The sequence below is a fragment of the Amycolatopsis sp. NPDC051061 genome (assembly GCF_040682935.1).
In the GTDB taxonomy this organism is placed as follows: domain Bacteria; phylum Actinomycetota; class Actinomycetes; order Mycobacteriales; family Pseudonocardiaceae; genus Amycolatopsis.
The window spans coordinates 142,522-161,065 of the sequence record NZ_JBFBBZ010000010.1 but is presented as its reverse complement, the minus strand read 5'-3'; the positions used below and the strand labels follow the sequence as shown (position 1 = coordinate 161,065).

The 18,544-nt window shown below is 72.1% G+C and carries 17 protein-coding genes; 5 read left to right on the top strand and 12 right to left on the bottom strand.

Features of this window, described 5'->3' with window-relative positions; all coding sequences use genetic code 11:
- Nucleotides 1-4 precede the first annotated feature (4 nt).
- Nucleotides 5-922: a diiron oxygenase gene (locus AB0N03_RS16190; protein ID WP_364371427.1), complete on the bottom strand. Its 918-nt coding sequence runs from the start codon at nt 920-922 to the stop codon at nt 5-7.
- Between the two features lie 175 nt (nt 923-1,097).
- On the opposite strand from AB0N03_RS16190, the gene AB0N03_RS16185 reads away from it, so the two are divergent.
- The gene (locus AB0N03_RS16185; protein WP_364371424.1) at nt 1,098-2,657 is read left to right on the top strand and encodes an adenylate/guanylate cyclase domain-containing protein; all 1,560 of its coding nucleotides are present in this window, start codon (nt 1,098-1,100) and stop codon (nt 2,655-2,657) included.
- Here the strand turns inward: AB0N03_RS16185 and AB0N03_RS16180 are convergent.
- The 3 genes from AB0N03_RS16180 to AB0N03_RS16170 form a co-directional block, all read right to left on the bottom strand.
- Nucleotides 2,654-3,655: an alcohol dehydrogenase catalytic domain-containing protein gene (locus tag AB0N03_RS16180; protein WP_364371422.1), complete on the bottom strand. Its 1,002-nt coding sequence runs from the start codon at nt 3,653-3,655 to the stop codon at nt 2,654-2,656. The two genes, AB0N03_RS16185 and AB0N03_RS16180, sit on opposite strands and share 4 nt — an antisense overlap.
- Nucleotides 3,656-3,869: 214 nt before the next feature.
- Nucleotides 3,870-4,688, bottom strand: coding sequence for a DUF427 domain-containing protein (locus AB0N03_RS16175; protein WP_364371419.1), 819 nt, complete (start codon nt 4,686-4,688; stop codon nt 3,870-3,872).
- Between the two features lie 163 nt (nt 4,689-4,851).
- Nucleotides 4,852-6,363: an FAD-dependent monooxygenase gene (locus AB0N03_RS16170; protein ID WP_364371417.1), complete on the bottom strand. Its 1,512-nt coding sequence runs from the start codon at nt 6,361-6,363 to the stop codon at nt 4,852-4,854.
- Between the two features lie 104 nt (nt 6,364-6,467).
- Here AB0N03_RS16170 and AB0N03_RS16165 point away from each other — a divergent pair, with 104 nt between their 5' ends.
- A complete protein-coding gene (locus AB0N03_RS16165; protein WP_364371414.1) occupies nt 6,468-7,190 on the top strand; it encodes a TetR/AcrR family transcriptional regulator in 723 nt (240 codons plus the stop codon).
- Nucleotides 7,191-7,209: 19 nt separating this feature from the next.
- Here the strand turns inward: AB0N03_RS16165 and AB0N03_RS16160 are convergent, their stop codons facing one another.
- Nucleotides 7,210-7,878, bottom strand: a complete 669-nt coding sequence (locus AB0N03_RS16160) for a GntR family transcriptional regulator (protein WP_364371411.1) — start codon at nt 7,876-7,878, stop codon at nt 7,210-7,212.
- Between the two features lie 22 nt (nt 7,879-7,900).
- On the opposite strand from AB0N03_RS16160, the gene AB0N03_RS16155 reads away from it, so the two are divergent.
- Entirely contained in the window at nt 7,901-8,317 is a 417-nt protein-coding gene (locus AB0N03_RS16155; protein WP_364371408.1) for a VOC family protein, read from the top strand.
- Here AB0N03_RS16155 and AB0N03_RS16150 read toward each other — a convergent pair.
- Both AB0N03_RS16150 and AB0N03_RS16145 read right to left on the bottom strand, forming a co-directional pair.
- Nucleotides 8,297-9,295, bottom strand: coding sequence for a TerC/Alx family metal homeostasis membrane protein (locus AB0N03_RS16150; RefSeq protein ID WP_364371405.1), 999 nt, complete (start codon nt 9,293-9,295; stop codon nt 8,297-8,299). The genes AB0N03_RS16155 and AB0N03_RS16150 overlap by 21 nt on opposite strands.
- A gap of 78 nt (nt 9,296-9,373) precedes the next feature.
- Complete coding sequence (locus tag AB0N03_RS16145) at nt 9,374-10,054, bottom strand: TetR/AcrR family transcriptional regulator (RefSeq protein WP_364371402.1); 681 nt, start codon at nt 10,052-10,054, stop codon at nt 9,374-9,376.
- A gap of 95 nt (nt 10,055-10,149) precedes the next feature.
- Between AB0N03_RS16145 and AB0N03_RS16140 the strand changes: the two genes are divergently transcribed.
- Nucleotides 10,150-10,893, top strand: coding sequence for a sigma-70 family RNA polymerase sigma factor (locus tag AB0N03_RS16140; RefSeq protein ID WP_364371399.1), 744 nt, complete (start codon nt 10,150-10,152; stop codon nt 10,891-10,893).
- A 279-nt stretch (nt 10,894-11,172) separates the two neighbouring features.
- On the top strand, nt 11,173-12,987 hold the full coding sequence (locus AB0N03_RS16135) for an NAD(P)/FAD-dependent oxidoreductase (RefSeq protein ID WP_364371396.1): 1,815 nt from the start codon (nt 11,173-11,175) through the stop codon (nt 12,985-12,987).
- Here the strand turns inward: AB0N03_RS16135 and AB0N03_RS16130 are convergent.
- Genes AB0N03_RS16130 through AB0N03_RS16110 form a run of 5 tightly spaced genes read right to left on the bottom strand, consistent with a single transcriptional unit; the run spans nt 12,984 to nt 18,466 of the window.
- Nucleotides 12,984-14,021, bottom strand: coding sequence for an acyl-CoA dehydrogenase family protein (locus tag AB0N03_RS16130; protein WP_364371393.1), 1,038 nt, complete (start codon nt 14,019-14,021; stop codon nt 12,984-12,986). The genes AB0N03_RS16135 and AB0N03_RS16130 overlap by 4 nt on opposite strands.
- The gene (locus tag AB0N03_RS16125; protein ID WP_364371390.1) at nt 14,021-14,959 is read right to left on the bottom strand and encodes an acyl-CoA dehydrogenase family protein; all 939 of its coding nucleotides are present in this window, start codon (nt 14,957-14,959) and stop codon (nt 14,021-14,023) included. Before AB0N03_RS16125 ends, AB0N03_RS16130 begins: the two co-directional genes overlap by 1 nt.
- Entirely contained in the window at nt 14,956-16,086 is a 1,131-nt protein-coding gene (locus AB0N03_RS16120) for an acyl-CoA dehydrogenase family protein (RefSeq protein WP_364371387.1), read from the bottom strand. Before AB0N03_RS16120 ends, AB0N03_RS16125 begins: the two co-directional genes overlap by 4 nt.
- Nucleotides 16,086-16,937: an enoyl-CoA hydratase gene (locus tag AB0N03_RS16115; protein ID WP_364371384.1), complete on the bottom strand. Its 852-nt coding sequence runs from the start codon at nt 16,935-16,937 to the stop codon at nt 16,086-16,088. Before AB0N03_RS16115 ends, AB0N03_RS16120 begins: the two co-directional genes overlap by 1 nt.
- Nucleotides 16,934-18,466 (bottom strand): FadD3 family acyl-CoA ligase, encoded by a 1,533-nt coding sequence (locus AB0N03_RS16110; RefSeq protein WP_364371381.1) that lies wholly within the window; start codon nt 18,464-18,466, stop codon nt 16,934-16,936. Before AB0N03_RS16110 ends, AB0N03_RS16115 begins: the two co-directional genes overlap by 4 nt.
- Between the last annotated feature and the right edge of the window lie 78 nt (nt 18,467-18,544).

Sequence of the window (18,544 nt, the reverse complement as noted above, 5' to 3'; positions counted from 1 at the left end):
TCAGTCAGATCAGGTTCGCCCGCTTGTAGAAGTACAGCGACGGCTTGGTGAGCAACCCGGCGGAGTGCAGGAACTCCATCAGCCCGGAACAGCTCGAGCGCAGCATCGACTTGTGGTGCTCGTTGACCTTCGCTTCGCGCCGCGCGCGCTTGCCGTCGAGCCCGGCGTTCTCGTAGACCTTGGCGTTCACCATGCTGCCGACGATGACGTAGGACGCGATCGCGACGACCAGCGCGTTGACCTGCCGCCGCACCCAGCCGGCGCCCTCGAGCCGCCGGCGGGTCTCCTCGCGCGCGAACTTCATGTGGCGCGACTCTTCGACGACGTGGATGTTGTTGATGGTGCGCACGAACGGGACGACGCGCTCGTCGCGCATCCAGTCGCGCTGCATGACGTCGAGGACCTCTTCGGCCACCAGGATCGCCGCGTAGGCCGCTTCACCGGTCGCGGTCGCCTTGAAGATCCGGCCGGCCTCGACGACGAACCGGCGCGGCCGGTAAGCGGGCGCGCGCAGCTTCGCCGCGCCGCGGGCGAACATGATCGAGTGCCGGCACTCGTCGGCGATCTCGGTCAGCGCCCACTGGAACGCGGGGTCGGTCGGGTCCTTGGCGTAGAAGTCCCGCAGGATCATCTGCTGCAGGATCATCTCGAACCAGATGCCGGTGCTGGCCACCGACGCCGCCTCGTGGCGGGTCAGCTCGCGCTGCTGCTCCGGCGTCATGTCGTCCCAGTAGGACGTGCCGTAGAGCGTGCTCCACTCGGGGCTCGCGCCGTGGTACCCCGTGTCCAGCGGAGTCTCCCAGTCGACCTCCTTGACGGGGTCGTACGAGAGCTGCTCCGCCGAGTCCAGCAGCCGGCGCGCGGTGGTCTCGCGGTCCGAAGACGCTGCAGGCTCCGCTTCGCGTTCGCTGATGCTGGTCATCGCCGACCTCCTCGACAGGTGTTACCCGAGTTCACTGTTACCAACCGTAACACATAGTCGGACCAGTGCACACGCGTCGCCTCATCGGTCGCTGCAGGCGGGGTTGATCCGGCTCGCGAGGCGTCGACGTTTCGGTGTACATTCGTTCACTCAACGCGGCGAACGGCAGGAACCGGTGCACTCGACAAGCGACACCCCCACCCGGACCGGGCCGTTCGGCTCCGGGCTGCTCGGCCCCCTCGACCAGGACGTCACTGTATTGCGCCGGCGCGTCCAGCGCCTGCTGACCGCCACGCTCATCGCGACGAACGTCATCGGCGCGCTGGTGGTCGTCGGGCTCGCGGCGCTGCTCATCCCGGCGCCCGGCATGTCCGGCGATCTCGTGCGGGTCACCGCGGTCGCGGTGCCGGTCTACGTCGTCTCGGCGGTCATCGTCGGTGCGCTCTGGGGCACCCGCGGGGCTCTGCGGACCCTGCGCTGGGCCGCCGAGGGTCGACGTCCGACCGAGGCCGAGCGCGTCGCGAGCCTGCGCGTCCCCCTGCGGCTCACGCTCATGCAGGCCGTCCTGTGGGGCGTGGCGACGGTCGTGTTCGCCGCGCTGGCCGTGCTCCGGCAGCCCGCCGTCGCGCTGACCGTCTTCCTCGTCGTCGCGTTCGCGAGCGTCGTGGTGTGCGCGATCGCCTACCTCTTCGGCGAGTTCGCCCTGCGGCCGTACGCGGCGCGCGCCCTCGACGGGACCGCGCCGCCGCGGCCGATCAGCGGCGGCGTCAACCTGCGGATGCTGCTGTTCTGGTGCCTGGGCACCGGGGTGCCGGTGGCCGGGCTGGTCGTCACGGCGGTGCTGGCCTGGGTGCGCGGCGACGTCTCGACGACGAAGCTCGCGGTGTCGGTGATCGCGCTCGGCCTGGTCGTGCTCTGCTTCGGCCTGCTGGTGACCGTGTTCACCGCCCGCGCGGTCGTCAACCCGATCACGTCGGTGCGGGACGCGCTGGGCCGCGTCCGCGCCGGCGACTTCGCCGTCACCATCCCGGTCTACGACAGCACCGAGCTGGGCCTGCTGCAGGCCGGGTTCAACGACATGGCGGCCGGGCTGGCCGAGCGGGAACGGATGCGCGACCTGTTCGGCAGGCACGTCGGCCACGAGGTCGCCGTCGAGGCCATGCGCACGTCCGAGGACGGCACCGAGCTCGGTGGATCGGTGCGCACGGTGTCGGTGCTGTTCGTCGACCTGGTCGGCTCGACGGCGCTGGCCGCGAGCCGCCCGCCCGAGGAGGTCGTCGGCCTGCTCAACCGGTTCTTCGCGGTGGTGGTCGACGAGGTCGACCGGCACCACGGGCTGGTCAACAAGTTCGTCGGCGACGCGGCCTTGGCGGTCTTCGGGGCGCCGGCGCCGCTCGGTGACCACGCGACCTGCGCGTTGGCCGCCGGCCGCGCGATCGCCCGCCGGCTGGCGCTCGAGGTGCCGGACGGCCCGGCCGGCATCGGCGTGGCGACCGGCGACGCGGTGGCGGGCAACGTCGGTGACCCGCGCCGGTTCGAGTACACGGTGATCGGCGACCCGGTCAACGAAGCGGCCCGGCTGACCGAGCTGGCGAAAAACGCCCCGGGCCGCCTGCTGGCGTCGTGGACGGCGGTCGAGGCCGCCGCGGCGCTGGAAGCGGATCGGTGGCGGGCGACCGAGGACGTCACCCTGCGCGGACGCAGCCGCCCGACGACCCTGGCGTCGCCCCGCTAGCGTCGCGGGTCGACGTGGATCTTCGGCCCCGCCGGGTACTCCCCCGCGAGCACGGCACCGACCTCGCCGAGCCCGACGGTCGCGCCGACGAGCGGGCGCGGGTCGACGTCTCCGGCCGCGTAGGCCGCGATCGTGTCGGCCAGCCCCGGGGACGCGGAGAGGACGCCGACGGCCGTGACGTCCTTCAGCACCAATGCGCGGGTGTCGAGCGGGCTGGGACGGCCGGACAGTCCGATGTAGACGACCCGGCCGGCCGGTTCGACGAGGCCGACGGCCAGCGCGGGCAGGTCCGCGGCGCCGGTGGCGTCCACGACCGCGTCGAACGGCACGTCCGGCAGCGTGTCTCGGGTCCACACGTGCTCGAAGCCGAGGCCGCGGGAAAAGCCGCCGTCGTCCACGCCCAGCAGGTGCACCTCGGTGCCCGCGGCCCGCAAGAACATCGCCGTCAGCAGCCCGATCGTGCCCGGGCCGGCCACGAGCACCCGGTCGCCGTCACCAGCGGCTTGTGCCGCGCGCAACGCGTTCCCGCCCGGTTCGACGAGCGCGCCGAGCACGGCGTCGACCTCGTCGGGCAGCGCGTGCAGCGACCACGCGGGGACGGCGAGCCGTTCGGCCAGCGCGCCGGGCCGCCCGCCGCGGATGCCGACTTCCTGCCGGTGTTCGCAGGTGTGCTGGTGGCCCCGCCGGCAGCGGCGGCAGGTCCGGTCGCCGAGCATGGTGTCGCCCATGACGCGCCGCCCCAGCCACGCGGGGTCGACGCCCTCCCCGACGGCGGACACCGTGCCGGCCCACTCGTGCCCCAGCCGCATCGGGTAGGCGGAGTGCCCTTGGTGCAGGTAGGTCATCTCGCCGGTGAAGAACTCGACATCGGTGCCGCAGACCCCGGCCCGTTCGACGTCGACGACGACTTCGCCCGGTTCGGCGCGCGGGACGGGGACCTCCTGGACGGCACCTCGTCGCGGGCCGGTGAGCACGAAGGCCCGCATGGTCGAAGACATGGCTGCATACTCGCACGAGGAGTTCCGACCCGGGTGATCGGCGGTTATTTTCCCGATTTCCGCGGGTAAAGCGAAAACAACGCGGAATGGCTTGAAAAGAATACCCGGCGACACACCGAAGAAACTGTAAGGCGCTCCGGGAGAAACCGACCCGCTGGAGCGGCTGGAGTCGACCGGCTCGGCGCGCGAGATCGGCGTCCCGGACGACCTGGTCCTATGACCACGGCGTGACCGGCCGCGGCAGCCGCTCGCCGTCCAGGACGACGTCGACGCGTTCGGTGAGGAAGGCGATGTACCCGGCGACCTCGCGCGCGTCGGACAGCGGCTCGTCGTAGGTCCAGGCGAGATCGCGGTGCCCGCCCACCGACCAGTACGTCGCGTGTCCTTTGTAGGCGCAGGTCGTGCGGGTGTCCGACGGCGTGAGCAGGTCCATCCGGACGTCTTCGCGCGGCAGGTAGTAGCGGGTGGTGATGCCGGTTTCGAACAGCAGGCGGGGCGCGGCCGAGTCGGCCACGACGACCCCGTCCACCTCGATGCGCACCCGGCTGTCGCTGCGCCGGACGTCGATGCGCGCGAACGGGTCCCGCGGGTGGCCGACGATCGGTTCGGCCTCCTCGAGCCACTCGTCGAAGGCGGCGAAGTCGAGGACGACGTGCTCACCGAGGTCGGGGTCGGCGGGCCGGAAGCCGGCGCCCGGCAGGGTCACGCCGTCCGCGGCCACGGTCAGCGGGCGGCCTGCGCAGGTGTGCACGGCGAACGCGGTCCGCGGGTCGAGGACCGGCGGACCGCCCTCGGCGAGCCGCACCGGATGTTCGGGCGCCGGGGCGTCGCCGGCCGGGGTCAGCGTCGCGCGCAGGTCCGGCAGGGGGAACGCGTAGGCCGGCACCACCCGCTTCGGTTCCCAGACCAGCACCGCCCGCCGCGAGTCGGCGAACGTCCGTCCACCCGCGACCGCCCGCACCCGCTTGGCCACCGGTTCGTACCGCAGTTCGGCCAGGTCTCCGGTGAACCGCGCGCCCATGCGTGTCGCCATGAGCCCACGATCCGCGCCGCCGGGCGCCGCCGTCAACACCCCGGCCGGACGACTCGTTCACCGCACCGGCGGCCGGGGCACCGGCGGTCCGGCGACGTCATGAAAGACTCGTTCGGAGCGCCGGACGGCATGAACGAGTCGTTCATGACATCCGGGACCGGCGTTACCCGGCCGGGCCGAGCCAGGTCGTCATCGCCTCGCGCATGCCCTTCTCGTCCAGGTCGCCGACCGAAGCCCACGCCAGGTACCCGTCCGGGCGCACCAGCGCCGCCAGCCGCTGGTCCGGGAACGCCGACGGCCGCGCCGTCACCACGGCGACCCGGCTCCCCCACTCCGCCGCGACCCTCGCCGCTTCCGCTCCCGCGTCCAGCACCACCGCCCGGCCGTCGCGGAAGCGGGTCGCCACCGTCGTCCCGTCGTCGAGGGCCAGGTCCGGGACCCGGTGGCCGATCAGCGGGAAGTCGCCCGGGAGGTCGTAGTGCTGCCAGCCGCCGCCGATGCTCGTGACCACGTGAGTGGCTCCGTCCGGCGTGTCGAGCAGCTCGGCCAGCACCCCGCGCAACGCCTCCGCCCGGGGCCCGCGCGGCGCGCTCAGCGCCGTCTGCGCCAGGCTCCACCGCTGCACCCACGCGCCGACCGGGTGCCGTTCGGAGGTGAACGTGTCCACAAGGGACTCCGGCGCGAGCCCCCGCGCGACGAGCGCCAGCTTCCACCCCAGGTTGACCGCGTCACCGATCCCGAGGTTGAGGCCCTGCCCGCCGGCGGGCGAGTGCACGTGCGCGGCGTCGCCGCACAGCAGCACGCGGCCGCGCCGGTACGTCGACGCCTGCCGGGTCGTGTCGGCGTACCGCGTGCCGACGTGCACGCGCGTCACCGCGACGTCCGTGCCGCTGACCCGGCGCAGGCTGGCCTGCATCTCCGCCGCCGTCACCGGCGTGTCCCGGTCCGCGGGCACCTCGTACTCGACGGTGTGCACCCGCGGCGGCCCGTCACCGTCCGCCCAGCCGCCGAGCACGTAGGAGCCGTTCTCCCCGTGCTGCCAGTCCCCCGCGACGAGCTTCTCCGGTGCGTCGAGGTCGACGACCGCTTGCCGGCCGGTGAACACCGGATCCACGCCCGGGAACTCGAACCCGGCCAGGCGACGCACGGTGCTGCGCCCGCCGTCGGCACCCACCAGCCGGCCGGCCCGGATCGAGCCCGGTCCGGTGTGGACGGTCACGCCGTCGTCGTCCGCGTCGAACCCGGTCAGGGCGACGCCGCGGCGCACTTCGACGTCCGCCCACGAGCGGAGGATCTCTTCGAGGCCGGCCTGGCTGATGACGCCCGCGCCGAGGAACTCGTCGCCCGGCTCCGGCGGCCGCAGCCGGTCGGCCCGGATGCCGATCCCGGCGAAGTGCCCGACGAAGAAGTCCCCCGCCGGCGCTCCGGGCGGCGGCAGCGTGGCCGGCCCGACCCACATCGCCGCGGCGCGCTCGACGGCGGGCAGCAGGCCACGCAGGTGCAGCGCGTGCACCGACGGAGTGTTGAGCGCTCGCGCCCCCATCGACCCGTACCGCGCCCGCGGCGTTTCCGGCTCCCGCTCCAGGACCAGCACCCGGGCGCCGCCCAGCCGGAGCTCGCCCGCCAGCAGCAGGCCCACCGGGCCGCCGCCGGCCACCACCACGTCGAAGTCCATCTCCCCCACCCCCACTCCCCACCCTCAAAACCCGGAACAGTGTGCTCAGTAAAACCACGGTAGCGAACTGGGTACAGTGTTCGCAATAACGAAGGGGGTACGCGGTGCCGGCGAACGACCAGCCACCGCTCTGGCTGCGTCCCGAGCACGGCACGCGGGGCCCGAAGCCGGCCCACAGCCGGCGCGACGTCGCTCTCGCCGCGATCAGGATCGCCGACGCCGAAGGCCTCGACGCCGTCTCGATGCGGCGCGTCGCGGCCGAGCTCGGCGCCGGCACGACGTCGCTCTACCGGTACGTGTCCAAAAAGGACGAAGTGCTGGAGCTGATGGGCGACGAGGTGCTGGCCGAGCTGCGCGACGCCCCGCTGCCGTCCGGCTGGCGCGACGGTCTCCGCGCGATCGCCCGCCTGCTGCGGGAGGTCGGCCTGCGGCACCCGTGGCTCACGACGGTGGCCGCGGGCCGGGCGATCCACGGCCCGCACAGCCTCCGCTGGCGCGAGCGCACGCTTTCGGTGTTCGACGACATGGATCTCGGCACCGACGAGATGCTCGCCGCCCTCGGCACGCTCTCGGCGTTCGTCCTCGGCCACGTGCTGGGCGAACTGGCCGATCGGGAGGCCGCACGGCGCTCGGGGCTCAGCCACGACCAGTGGATGGAACGGGAGGGCGAGTACGGCCCGATGATCATGAACAGCGGCGAGTACCCCCGCTTCACGCGGGTGATGATCGAGGCCGAGCTGCCGCACGCCGCCGACCGCCAGGACCGGGGCTTCGAGGCCGGGCTCGACCGGGTGCTGGCCGGGATCGCCGCCCACCTGCCGCACTGAACCGCGCACGGCCCCGGCCTCACTCGCCGACGAGTCCCGGCGAGGGCCGCCCGGTGAGGATGTCGAACGCGTGCCGCCGGTGCGTCACGAACAGCTCCAAAGCCGCTTCCCGGTCGCCGGCCCGCAGCGCGTCGGCGAGCCGCCGGTGTTCGGCGGGGATGCCCGCCAGGTAGCCGTCGGTCTCGACGCCGATCCGGGTCAGCAAAAACAGGTGGACCTGCGACCGGATCGCCTGCCAGGCCTCGCCCAGACGCCGGTGCCCCGCGGCCTGGTAGACCGCGTCGTGGAAGACGAGGTCGCAGCGGACCATCTCGTGCTCGCCGGTCGCCCGTTCCATGCGCGCCACGGCGGCGTCGACCGCCTCCAGGCCGGGCACGCGGTCGACCACCAGCCCGACGGCGAGCTGCTCCAGCGCGGCCCGCAGGCTGTCCAGCTCGGCGACGTCCACTTCGGACAGTGACGTCACCGTGGTGCCCCGGTGCCATTCGCCGCGGACGAGCCCCTCGCGCTCCAGCTTGAGCAGCGCCTCGCGCACCGGCCCGCGGCTGACGCCCAGCGCCTCCGCCAGTTCGACCTCGCGCAGCTGGCTGCCGAGCGCGTACGTTCCGTCGAAGATCGCGTCCCGGATGCGGTCGGCGACCTCGTCGGCGAGCCCGCGCCGGCGCGCGGGAGCCACTCCAGCACTCATGTCGTAATGTTAACATCCGGACATGACGATCCCCCGCTTCCACCTCGCCATGCCGGTCGACGACCTGGCCGCCGCCCGCCGCTTCTACGGCGAAGTCCTCGGCCTCGCGCAGGGCCGCAGCGCCGACACGTGGGTCGACTGGAACCTGCACGGCCACCAGTTCGTGACGCACCTGGCGCCGGCGCGGCCCCAGCGCGTCCACAACCCCGTCGACGGCCACGACGTCCCGGTGCCGCACTTCGGCCTGATCCTCGAGGTCGAGGCGTTCAAGGCGCTCGCCGAGCGGTTGCGGGCCGCGGGGACGGAGTTCGTGATCGAGCCGTACGTCCGCTTCGAAGGCCAAGCCGGCGAGCAGTGGACGATGTTCCTGCTCGACCCCGCCGGGAACGCGCTGGAGTTCAAGGCCTTCGCCGACGACTCACAGGTCTTCGCGGTCTGAGGACGCCGAGGATCCCCGCAGCGATCCGGGGTGCGCCTTCGCCGCCGGGTCGCGGCCCGTCTTGATCAAGCTGGCGACCGTCACGACGGCCAGGACGCCGATGATCACCGCGAGGCTGACCGGCGTGGCGATCTCCGGAACGCGCGCGTCGATGTCGACGTGCGCCCAGTGCAGGATCAGCTTCACCCCGATGAACGCGAGGATCACCGCGAGCCCGGCCGAGAGGTACACGAGCCGGTCGAGCAGGCCCTTCACCAGGAAGTACAGGGCTCGCAGGCCGAGCAGCGCGAACGCGTTCGCGGCGAACACGACGTACGGCTCGTCGGTGACGCCGAAGACCGCCGGGATCGAGTCGAGGGCGAACAGGAGGTCGACGCCGCCGATCGCGACCAGGACCACGACCAGCGGGGTCACCACGCGGCGGCCCGAGACCCGGGTGAGCAGGCGGCCGCCGTCGTAGGCGTCGGAGACCGGCAGCACCCGCCGGGCCACCCGGACCACCACGTTGTGCTCGATGTCGGGGTCGGCGTCCCGGTGCCGGAACAGCTGCACGCCGGTGTAGATCAGCAGCAGTCCGAAGAGCAGGAACATGACCGAGAACAGCGAAAGGAGCGTCGCGCCGAGGACGATGAAGATCGCCCGCATGACGAGCGCGAGGATGATCCCGAACGTGAGCACCTTGTGCTGGTGCTCCTCCGGGACGGCGAACGTCGTCATGATGATCACGAACACGAACAGGTTGTCGACCGACAGGCTCTTCTCGACGATGTAGCCGGCGAAGTACTCGGTGCCGAGCTCACCGCCGTGGGCCAGCGTCAGCCAGACGCCGAACGCCACCGCGACGAGGATGTAGCCCACCGACCAGGCGACGGCTTCCTTGAAGCCGACCCGGTGCGGCCGGAGCGCGGCGAGCACGAGGTCGATCGCGAGCAGCGCCAGCACGACGCCGATGGTGACGAGCCAGGTGCCGATGCCCATCCGTTCCCCCGCTCCCGTGGTTGCCGCGATCGTAAGGGCCGGACCGCGAGCGCGCACCAGGAGTCCACTGTGGACGGATCAGGCGAGGTTCGCCGCCGCCAGCTCGGTGTGCGGGTCGAGCTCGAGGCCGCCGGCGCGCAGGGTGTCGTCGACGATCCGCCAGACCCAGCGGGCCAGCAGCGCGGCCAGCTCGGCGCGATCGACGTCACGCGGGTTCTCCAGCCAGCGCGAGGTGCTCGACTCGACCAGGCCGACCAGCCCGAAGGCGACCGCTTCGCAGACGCGGGTGTCCACTCCGAACAGTCCGAGGTAGTACTCGAACAGGACCGTCAGCTGCCGGGCGATCGCGGACTTGCCGTCGGCGAAGACGTCGGGGGCGCCGTCCACCGCGTGCCGGGTCAGGTAGCGGTAGAGCGAGCCGTGCTCGGCCAGCCAGTGCGTGTGCGCGCCGATCGCCGTGCGGATCAGCTCCATCGGCGTGCCGCTCGGGTTCCACAGGGGCGCGAACTCCGCGGTGATCAGCTCCGCGACCCGGCGGGCGATCGCGTGCTGCAGGTCGGCGGCGCCGTCGAAGTGCCGGTACAGGCGTGTGCGGGCGACGCCGGCTTCGTCGGCGATCTGCTCGGTGGACACCTCGGGGCCGTGCCGCGCGATCGCGCGCAGGCCCGCCTCGACGAACTCGCGGCGCCGACGGTCGCGCTGCCCGGCCCACCGCGCGGCCCGGCCGTCGGGCGGCCGCGGGGTGTCCGTCGATGTCATCGGCCGGATTGTAGTGGTGGCGTGTAGCGGCGGTCCGTGTGACATACACTGCCGTACCGTTAACTTTGGGTGCCACCTGGCCACGGAGAGTACCGATGAGCACTACCGACGAGGAGCTGCCGGACGCCGCGCTGCTCGCCGCTCTCCGCGCCGGTGACCTCGACGCGGGCGGCGCCCTGTTCCGCCGGCACGCCGAGCCGCTGCGCCGGATCGCCGCGGCGTGGGCGAAGCAGCCCGCGGAGCGCGACGACCTGGTGGCCGAAACCTTCGCGCGGGTGCTCGCCATCGTGCACGCGGGGGGCGGCCCGGACGCGGACCTGCGGCCCTACCTCGTCGTGACGCTGCGGAACCTGGTGTCGCGGTGGAGCCGGCAGCGCAGCCGGGTCGAGCTGTGCGAAACGGTGCCCGAGACGACGTCGAGCGGCGCCGACGAGCTGGCCCTGCACCGGTCCAACGAGAAGCTCGTGTGGTCGGCGTACTGCACGCTGCCGGGCCGGTGGCGCACGGTGCTCTGGCGGACCGAGGCCGAAGGCGACACGCCGACCGAGGCGGCGCCGCTGCTGGGCTTGACGCCGAACAGCGTGTCGGCGCTGGCGATGCGGGCGCGCGAGGGGCTGCGCCAGGCGTACCTGCAGGTCCAGGTGCCCGACGCCGAGGAGCCGGTCTGCCGGGAGCCACGCCGGCGCATGGGGGCGTGGGTCCGGGGAGCGTTGTCCCCGCGCCGGGCGAGCGTGGTCGCGGACCACATCGCAGGCTGCGGCTCGTGCCGCACGGTGGCCACGGGCCTGGACGAGGCGAACCGCGAGCTCCCGGGCTCCGCGGCCCGCCTCACCGGCTGACGCCTCCACCCACTCAGAGCCGTACCCGAAGGGTCGGCTCACGTGCCTGGACAGTCGGCTCACGTACCTGGAGAGTCGGCTCACGCACCTCGTGAGCCGACTGCCTGGGTACGTGAGTCGTCCATCCAGGTTCGCGAGTCGCCCGGACCGGATCGCGCCCGGTGTCGAATTCGTGCTGATGCAACCCCAGGGCAACCCTTACGCGAACCCGGTCCGCCGGGGTTGGCTGCCTTGACGCGCCGCCGACGAAGACGGTGCCCGAGACGGGGAGGTCCGCTCATGACCCAGACCCTCGAACCGGCCGCGGCCCTCGATGCCCGGCGGCGCGTCGAAGGCTGGCTCGCCGACTTCGAGGCCGCGCTCGCGGCCCGGGACGCCGACCGGGCCGCCGCCCTCTTCGCGACGACGTCGTTCTGGCGCGACCTGATCGCGTTCACCTGGAACCTGAAGACCGTCGAGAACCGGGACGGCGTCAAGGACCTCCTGCTCGCGACCATGGACACCGCCGACGCCCGTGGCTTCCACGCCACCGAGGAGCCGACCGCGTCCGATGGCGTCGTCGAAGCGTGGATCGGGTTCGAGACGACCGCCGGGCGCGGACGCGGCCACCTGCGCCTCACCGGCGAAGGCGCGTTCACCTTCCTCACCACGCTCTACGAGCTCAAGGACCACGAAGAGCCCCTCGGCACCACCCGGCCGAAGGGCGCCGAACACGGCGTCAACCGCGAGCGCGTCACGTGGTCCGAAGCGCGGCAGGCGGAAGCGGACGAACTGGGCACCACGCGGCAGCCGTACGTCGTCGTCATCGGCGGCGGGCAAGGCGGGATCGCGCTCGGCGCCCGGCTGCGCCAGCTCGGCGTGGACCACGTCGTCGTCGACCGGTACGCGCGGCCGGGCGACCAGTGGCGCGGCCGGTACAAGTCGCTCTGCCTGCACGACCCGGTCTGGTACGACCACCTGCCCTACCTCGACTTCCCGCGCACCTGGCCGGTCTTCGCGCCGAAGGACAAGATCGCCGACTGGCTCGAGATGTACACGAAGGTCATGGAGGTGAACTACTGGTCGTCGACGACCTGCAAGAGCGCCTCCTACAACGACGAAACGAAGGAATGGACGGTCGTCCTCGACCGCGACGGCGAAGACGTCACCCTCAAGCCGAAGCACCTGGTGCTCGCGACCGGCATGTCGGGCAAGCCGAACGTCCCGGTGTTGCCTGGACAAGATCGCTTCCGCGGCGAACAGCACCACAGCTCGCAACACCCAGGCCCGGACGCCTACCGCGGCAAGAAGGCCGTGATCGTCGGGTCGAACAACTCGGCGTTCGACATCTGCGGCGCGCTGTGGGAAGCCGGTGCCGACGTCACCATGATCCAGCGCAGCTCGACCCACATCGTGAAATCCGACTCGCTGATGGACCTCGGCCTCGGCGACCTCTACTCGGAACGCGCACTCGCGGCGGGCATGACGACGCAGAAGGCGGACCTGACGTTCGCCTCGCTCCCCTACCGGATCATGCACACCTTCCAGCAGCCGGTTTACGCCGCGATCAAAGACCGCGACCAGGAGTTCTACGACCGCCTCGAAGCCGCGGGCTTCCGGCACGACTGGGGTGACGACGACTCCGGCCTCTTCATGAAGTACCTGCGACGCGGGTCGGGCTACTACATCGATGTCGGCGCGGCGGACCTCGTGGCCAATGGTGACGTCAAGCTCGCGCACGGCCAGGTCGTCGAGCTGACGGAGAACTCCGTGAAGCTCGACGACGGCACCGAACTGGAGGCCGACCTGGTCGTCTACGCGACCGGGTACGGCTCGATGAACGGCTGGGCGGCCGACCTGATCAGCCAGGAGGTCGCGGACAAGGTCGGCAAGGTGTGGGGCCTCGGTTCGGACACGACGAAGGACCCGGGCCCGTGGGAGGGCGAGCAGCGGAACATGTGGAAGCCCACCCAGCAGGACGGACTGTGGTTCCACGGCGGCAACCTGCACCAGTCACGGCACTACTCGCTCTACCTCGCCCTGCAGCTGAAAGCCCGCGCGGAAGGCATCCCGACGCCGGTCTACGGGCTGCAGGAGCGGCACCACCTGTCCTAGGACGAAAGCGCGCTCGCGGGCTCGCCGAACAGCAGGGCGGTCCCGTGGGCGCGCTTGAAGTACAGGTGGGCGTCGTGCTCCCAGGTGATCGCGATGCCGCCGTGGAGCTGGATCATCTCCGCCGCCGCATGGGAAAACGCTTCGCTGCACACGACTTTCGCAGTCGTCACGGCTTCGGCGTCGCCGTCCACCAGAGCCGCGTACAGCGCCGAGCGGGCCGCTTCGACGTGGACGTGCACGTCGGCCATCCGGTGCTTCAACGCCTGGAACGAGCCGATCGCCCGGCCGAACTGACGACGCTGTTTTGTGTACTCCACCGTCAGTTCCAGCGCGCGGGCGGCCGCGCCGACCTGTTCGGCGGCGACGGCGACCACCGCCGTATCCCGCAGCTTCCGCAGGTCGAAGCCGTCGGCGTCGAGGCGTCGGGCCTGCGTCGAAGCGAAGTCCACGACCGCCAACCGGCGGGTCGGGTCCAGTGTGGTGACGCGCTCCCGGCGGACGCCGGCGAGCGGGACCTCGAACAGCCCGGCGCCGTCGGACGTCCGGGCCACGGCCAGCAGGACGTCCGCGAGGTCGCCGTCGAGGACGTAGTGGGCGCGGCCGTCGAGTCCGGTGTCCGACGCGGTCAAGCCCGGTGACCAGTCTTCGTCGGACCAGGCCAGCGCGGCGAGGATCGTGCCCGCGGCGATGCCCGGGAGCAGCCGTTCGCAGGCGTCGTCGTTTCCGGTGCCGAGCACCGCGGAGCCGCACAGCACCGCGGAGCCGAGCATCGGGGCGGGGGTGAGCGTGCGGCCGAGCTCTTGCAGGACCACGCACGCCTCGGCCAGGCCGGCGCCCGCGCCCCCGTAGTGCTCGGGGATCGCGAGGGCGGCGACGCCGATCTGCTCGCACAGCGTCGACCAGAGCTTGTCGTCGTAGCCGAGCGGTGACTCCATCGCCGCGCGCACCGCCGCCGGCCCCGACCGGCGGGTCAGCAGCGATCGCACGGCGTCCCGCAGGGCCTGGGCTTCCTCGGTGTCCAGGGGATCGGTCATCACAGCGCCGCCAGGACGCGCGCACGGTGGAACGACCCGGTTCCCCAGGCCCCGGCTAGGGCCCGCACCTTCGTCAGCCGCAGGCCGAGGTCGTGTTCGGCGGTGTAGCCGATCGCGCCGTGCACCTGGAGGGCCGTGCGCGCGGCCAGGTAAGCGGCGTCGGCCGCCAGCACCTTCGCCGCCGAGACATCGCGAGCGAAGGTGTCCCCGGCGACGGCGACGGCCGCGCCGTAGAGCAGCGGCCGGGCGAGTTCGAGCTGCGTCACGACGTCGGCGAGCAGGTGCTTGATCGCCTGGTACTCGCCGATGGCCCGGCCGTACTGACTGCGTTGCTTGGCGTAGGCGACCGACGCGTCGAGAAGCCACTGGCCCGCGCCGAGGAGCTGCGCGGACACGGCCAGGACGCCCCGGTCGAACGCGACCGGGTCGGCGGCCGTGGTCCGGGTGGTCCCGGTGATCCGGAACAGCCGCCGGGCCGGGTCGACCGACCGGACGAGCTCGATCCCGACGCCGGTGACCTCCCCCTCGTTGAGGTCCAGGACCACCCCGGCGACGTCGGCGTCGAGGGCGAGCGGCACTTCCGGGGGCGCGACGACCGTGGCCAGGAGGTCGCCGCCGGCGAGCGCGGCGAGCCGGTCGCCGGTCAGCACCGCTGGTGCCACGGCGGCCGTTTCGACCAGCGGGCCGGGCACGGCGTGGTAGCCGAGCGCTTCGAAGGCGACGACCAGGTCGACCGCGGAACCGCCGAGCCCGCCGTGGTCCTCGTCGACCAGCAACGCCGGGACACCGAGGTCGGCGAGGGCGCGCAGCAGTTTCAGGCCGCGCTCGGGGGAACCCGCGGCCCAGGTCCGCGCGACCGCGGCGGTGTCCGCGCCGCCCAGCAGGTCGTGCAGGGACGCGGAGAACTGGCGCTGCTCCGGAGACAGCTGGAACTTCATCGGCGCGCCTCCCTCGGCAGCTTCAGCAGCCGCTCGGCGATCGTGTTGCGCTGGATCTGGTCGGTGCCGCCGTAGATCGGCCCGGCGAGGGAGAACAGGTAGCCGGCCACCCAGTCCCGGTCGGTCTCGGCGGCCGGGCCGAGCACGTCCAGGGCCGTCTCGTGGAGTTCAACGTCCAAGTGCGACCAGAACAGCTTGTTCACGCTGGACTCCGGGCCCAGCTCGCCGCCGTCCGCCAGGCGGCTCACCGTGCCGAACGTGTAGAGCTGATAAGCGCGCGCCCCGATCCAGGCGTCGGCGACACGGTCCTGTGTGGACGGCGGCGAGTCCTGCGCGCGCCAGAGATCCACGAGCCGGGAAGCCGCGGCGAGGAACCGGCCGGGGCTGCGCAGGGACAGGCCGCGCTCGTTGTTCGCGGTCGTCATCGCGACGCGCCAGCCCTGGCCGGGTTCGCCGATGACGTCCTCGTCGGACACGAAGACGTCGTCGAAGAAGATCTCGGCGAACCCGGGCTCGCCGTCCAGTTGCGGGATCGGCCGGACCGTGACGCCGTCGGCGCGCAGGTCGGCCATGAAGTAGGTCAAGCCGTGGTGGCGTTGCGCGTCGGGATCCGTGCGGAACAGGCCGAACGCGCGGTCGGCGAAGGTCGCCCGCGAACTCCACGTCTTCTGCCCCGAAAGCCGCCAGCCGCCGTCGGTCCGCACCGCCGTGCTGCGCAACGCCGCGATGTCGCTGCCCGCCTCGGGTTCCGACCACGCCTGCGCCCAGACCTCGTCGCCGCGCGCCATCGCGGGCAGGATGCGGTCACGCTGCTCCTGCGTGCCGTGCGCGAACAGCGTGGGCCCCAGCATGAAGATCCCGTTCTGACTCACCCGGCCCGGCGCGCCCGACGCGTAGTACTCCTCCTCGAACAGCAGCCACTGCAGCATCGACGCGTCCCGGCCGTGGTACTCGCGCGGCCACGAGACAACCGACCACCGCGCCTCGGCGAGTTCGGCCTCCCACTCGCGGTGCGCGGCGAAGCCCTCGGCGGTGTCCATCGACGGCAACGCCCGGACGCGCGAAGCCAGCCACTCGCGGGCCTCGTCGCGGAACGCGGCCGACGTCTCGTCGATGTCGAGGTCCATCAAGCCCCCTTGTTCGCGTCGCGCATGGACCGCGCGGACTGCCCGCCGAGCGAGTCTTCCGACGTCTCCGCGTTGTGGGCGTGCGCCAGGTGGTGGAGCCCGAACACGGAGTCCATTCCGGACCGCAGGCCCATCAGGTCTTCGGCCTGGTTGACGGCCTTCTTTGCCAGGGCCAGACCGAACTGCGGCATCGCGCCGATCTTCTCGGCCAGCTCGAGGGTGTGCTGTTCCAGCTCCGCGCGCGGGACGATCCGGTTGATCATCCCCCATTCCTTCGCCTGCTGGACGGTGAAGCGTTCGCCGGTGAACAGCACTTCCTTCGCCGCGCGCGGCCCGAGCACCCACGGGTGCGCGAAGTACTCCACACCCGGAATTCCCATGCGCACCACCGGATCGGCGAAGAACGCGTCGTCGGACGCCACGATCAGGTCGCAGACCCAGGCCAGCATCAGCCCGCCCGCGATGCAGGCGCCCTGGACGCTCGCGATCATCGGCTTCGGGATCTCCCGCCACCGCCGGCACATACCCAGGTAGACCTCGGACTCGCGAGCGAACCGCTGGTCACCGCCGGACCGGTCGGTGTGGTCCCACCACAGCACCGAACGCCGGTCGAACGTCTGGTCCACGTCCCGGCCCGGGGTGCCGATGTCGTGCCCGGCCGAGAAGTGCTTGCCCGCCCCCGCCAGGACGATCACCTTGACCTCGGCGTCGTTCACCGCGCGGGCGAAGGCGTCGTCGAGGGCGTAGGTCATCGCCGAGTTCTGCGCGTTGCGATAGTCGGGCCGGTTCATGGTGACGACGGCGACCGGCCCGCGGCGCTCGTAGCGGACGACGTCGGCTTCGACGCTCATGCCTTCTCCTCACTGAGCAGCCGCTTCAGCACCTTGCCGGAAGCGTTGCGGGGCAGCGCGTCCAGGAACGCGACGGACCGCGGGGTCTTGTAGTTGGCGAGCCGTTCGCGGCAGAAGGCGAGCACCGCGTCCGCGGTCAGGCCGGTGCCGACGACGAACGCCTTGCCGACCTCGCCGAGCCGCTCGTCCGGCACGCCGATCACGGCGACGTCGCGGACGCCGGCCAGCTCGGTCAGGGCGTGCTCGACCTCGGCCGGGTAGACGTTGAAACCGCCGCAGATGTACATGTCCTTGAGGCGGCCGGTGAGCGTGAGGTTGCCGGCGTCGTCCAGTTCGCCGACGTCGCCGGTGTGCAGCCAGCCGTCTCCGTCGATGGTCTTCGCGGTCGCTTCCGGGTCGTCGAGGTAGCCGAGCATCACGTTCGGCCCGCGGAGGACGACCTCGCCGGGCGAGCCCTGGATCGCCACTTCGAACCCGGCGGTCGCGCGGCCGGACGTCTTCGCGACGAGCTCCGCGTCGTCGCCCGGACGGCACATCGTCACGACCACCGCTTCGGTGAGGCCGTACGCCGTGAGGACGATGTCGAAGCCCAGCTCGGACCGCATGCGCCGGACGAGCGACGCCGGGACGTCGGCGGCGCCGGTGATCGCGAGCCGGAGTGAGGACAGGTCCGGCCGACGCTGTTCGTGCAGCAGGGACTGGAAGATCGTCGGCGCCCCCGGCAGCACCGAGATCCGCTCCCGCTCGATCACCTCCAACGCGGCGCGCACGTCGAACACCGCCTGCGGCACGAGCGTCGCGCCGGTCAGCAGCCCCACGACGATCCCGGCCTTGTAGCCGAAGCTGTGGAAGAACGGATTGATCACCAGGTACCGGTCGTCGGCGGTGACCCGGCCGCACTCCGCCCAGGCCGCGGCGACGCCGACCACCTGGCGGTGGGCGGACAGCACGCCTTTCGAACGGCCGGTCGTGCCCGAGGTGAAGAGGATGTCGCTCACGTCGTCCGGCCGGACCGCGTCCGCACGCGCCTCGGCGTCGGCGGCCGGCACGTTGTCGGCCAGCGCGAGGAACTCGTCCCAGCCGAGGGCGCCCCCGACCGGGCGGTGCGGCTGGTCCAGGGCGACCCGGACGACCGTGCCGAGGTCGGGCAGGTCCGTCCCGGTCGCGACGATCGCGGCGTGGCGGTCGGTGCCGAGGAAGTCGGCCGCCACGACCAGGGCTTTCACCCGGCCGCGGACCAGCAGGTCCACGGTCTCGGCGGCGGTGAACCGGGTGTTGACCGGCACCAGGGTCGCGCCCGCGTAGAGCGCGCCCAGCGCCGTGAGCACCCAGTGGTGGGTGTTCGGGAGGTTGATCGCGACGCGATCGCCGGGCTGGACGCCGCGGGCGACGAAGGCCCGCGCGACCGACTGAACACGTTCCAGAACATCGTCGAAACCGAGGCGCAGGGAGCCGTCGACCAGCGCCTCCGCCGAACCGAACTTCGCGGCGGCGTCACGGACGACGGCCGGGATCGTGGTCTGTCCCACCACACCCTCCTCTGGACCGACAAACTAGAACGTGTTCTCATTACCCTAGGTGCCGGACCGGCCCGGCAGCAAGGAGGC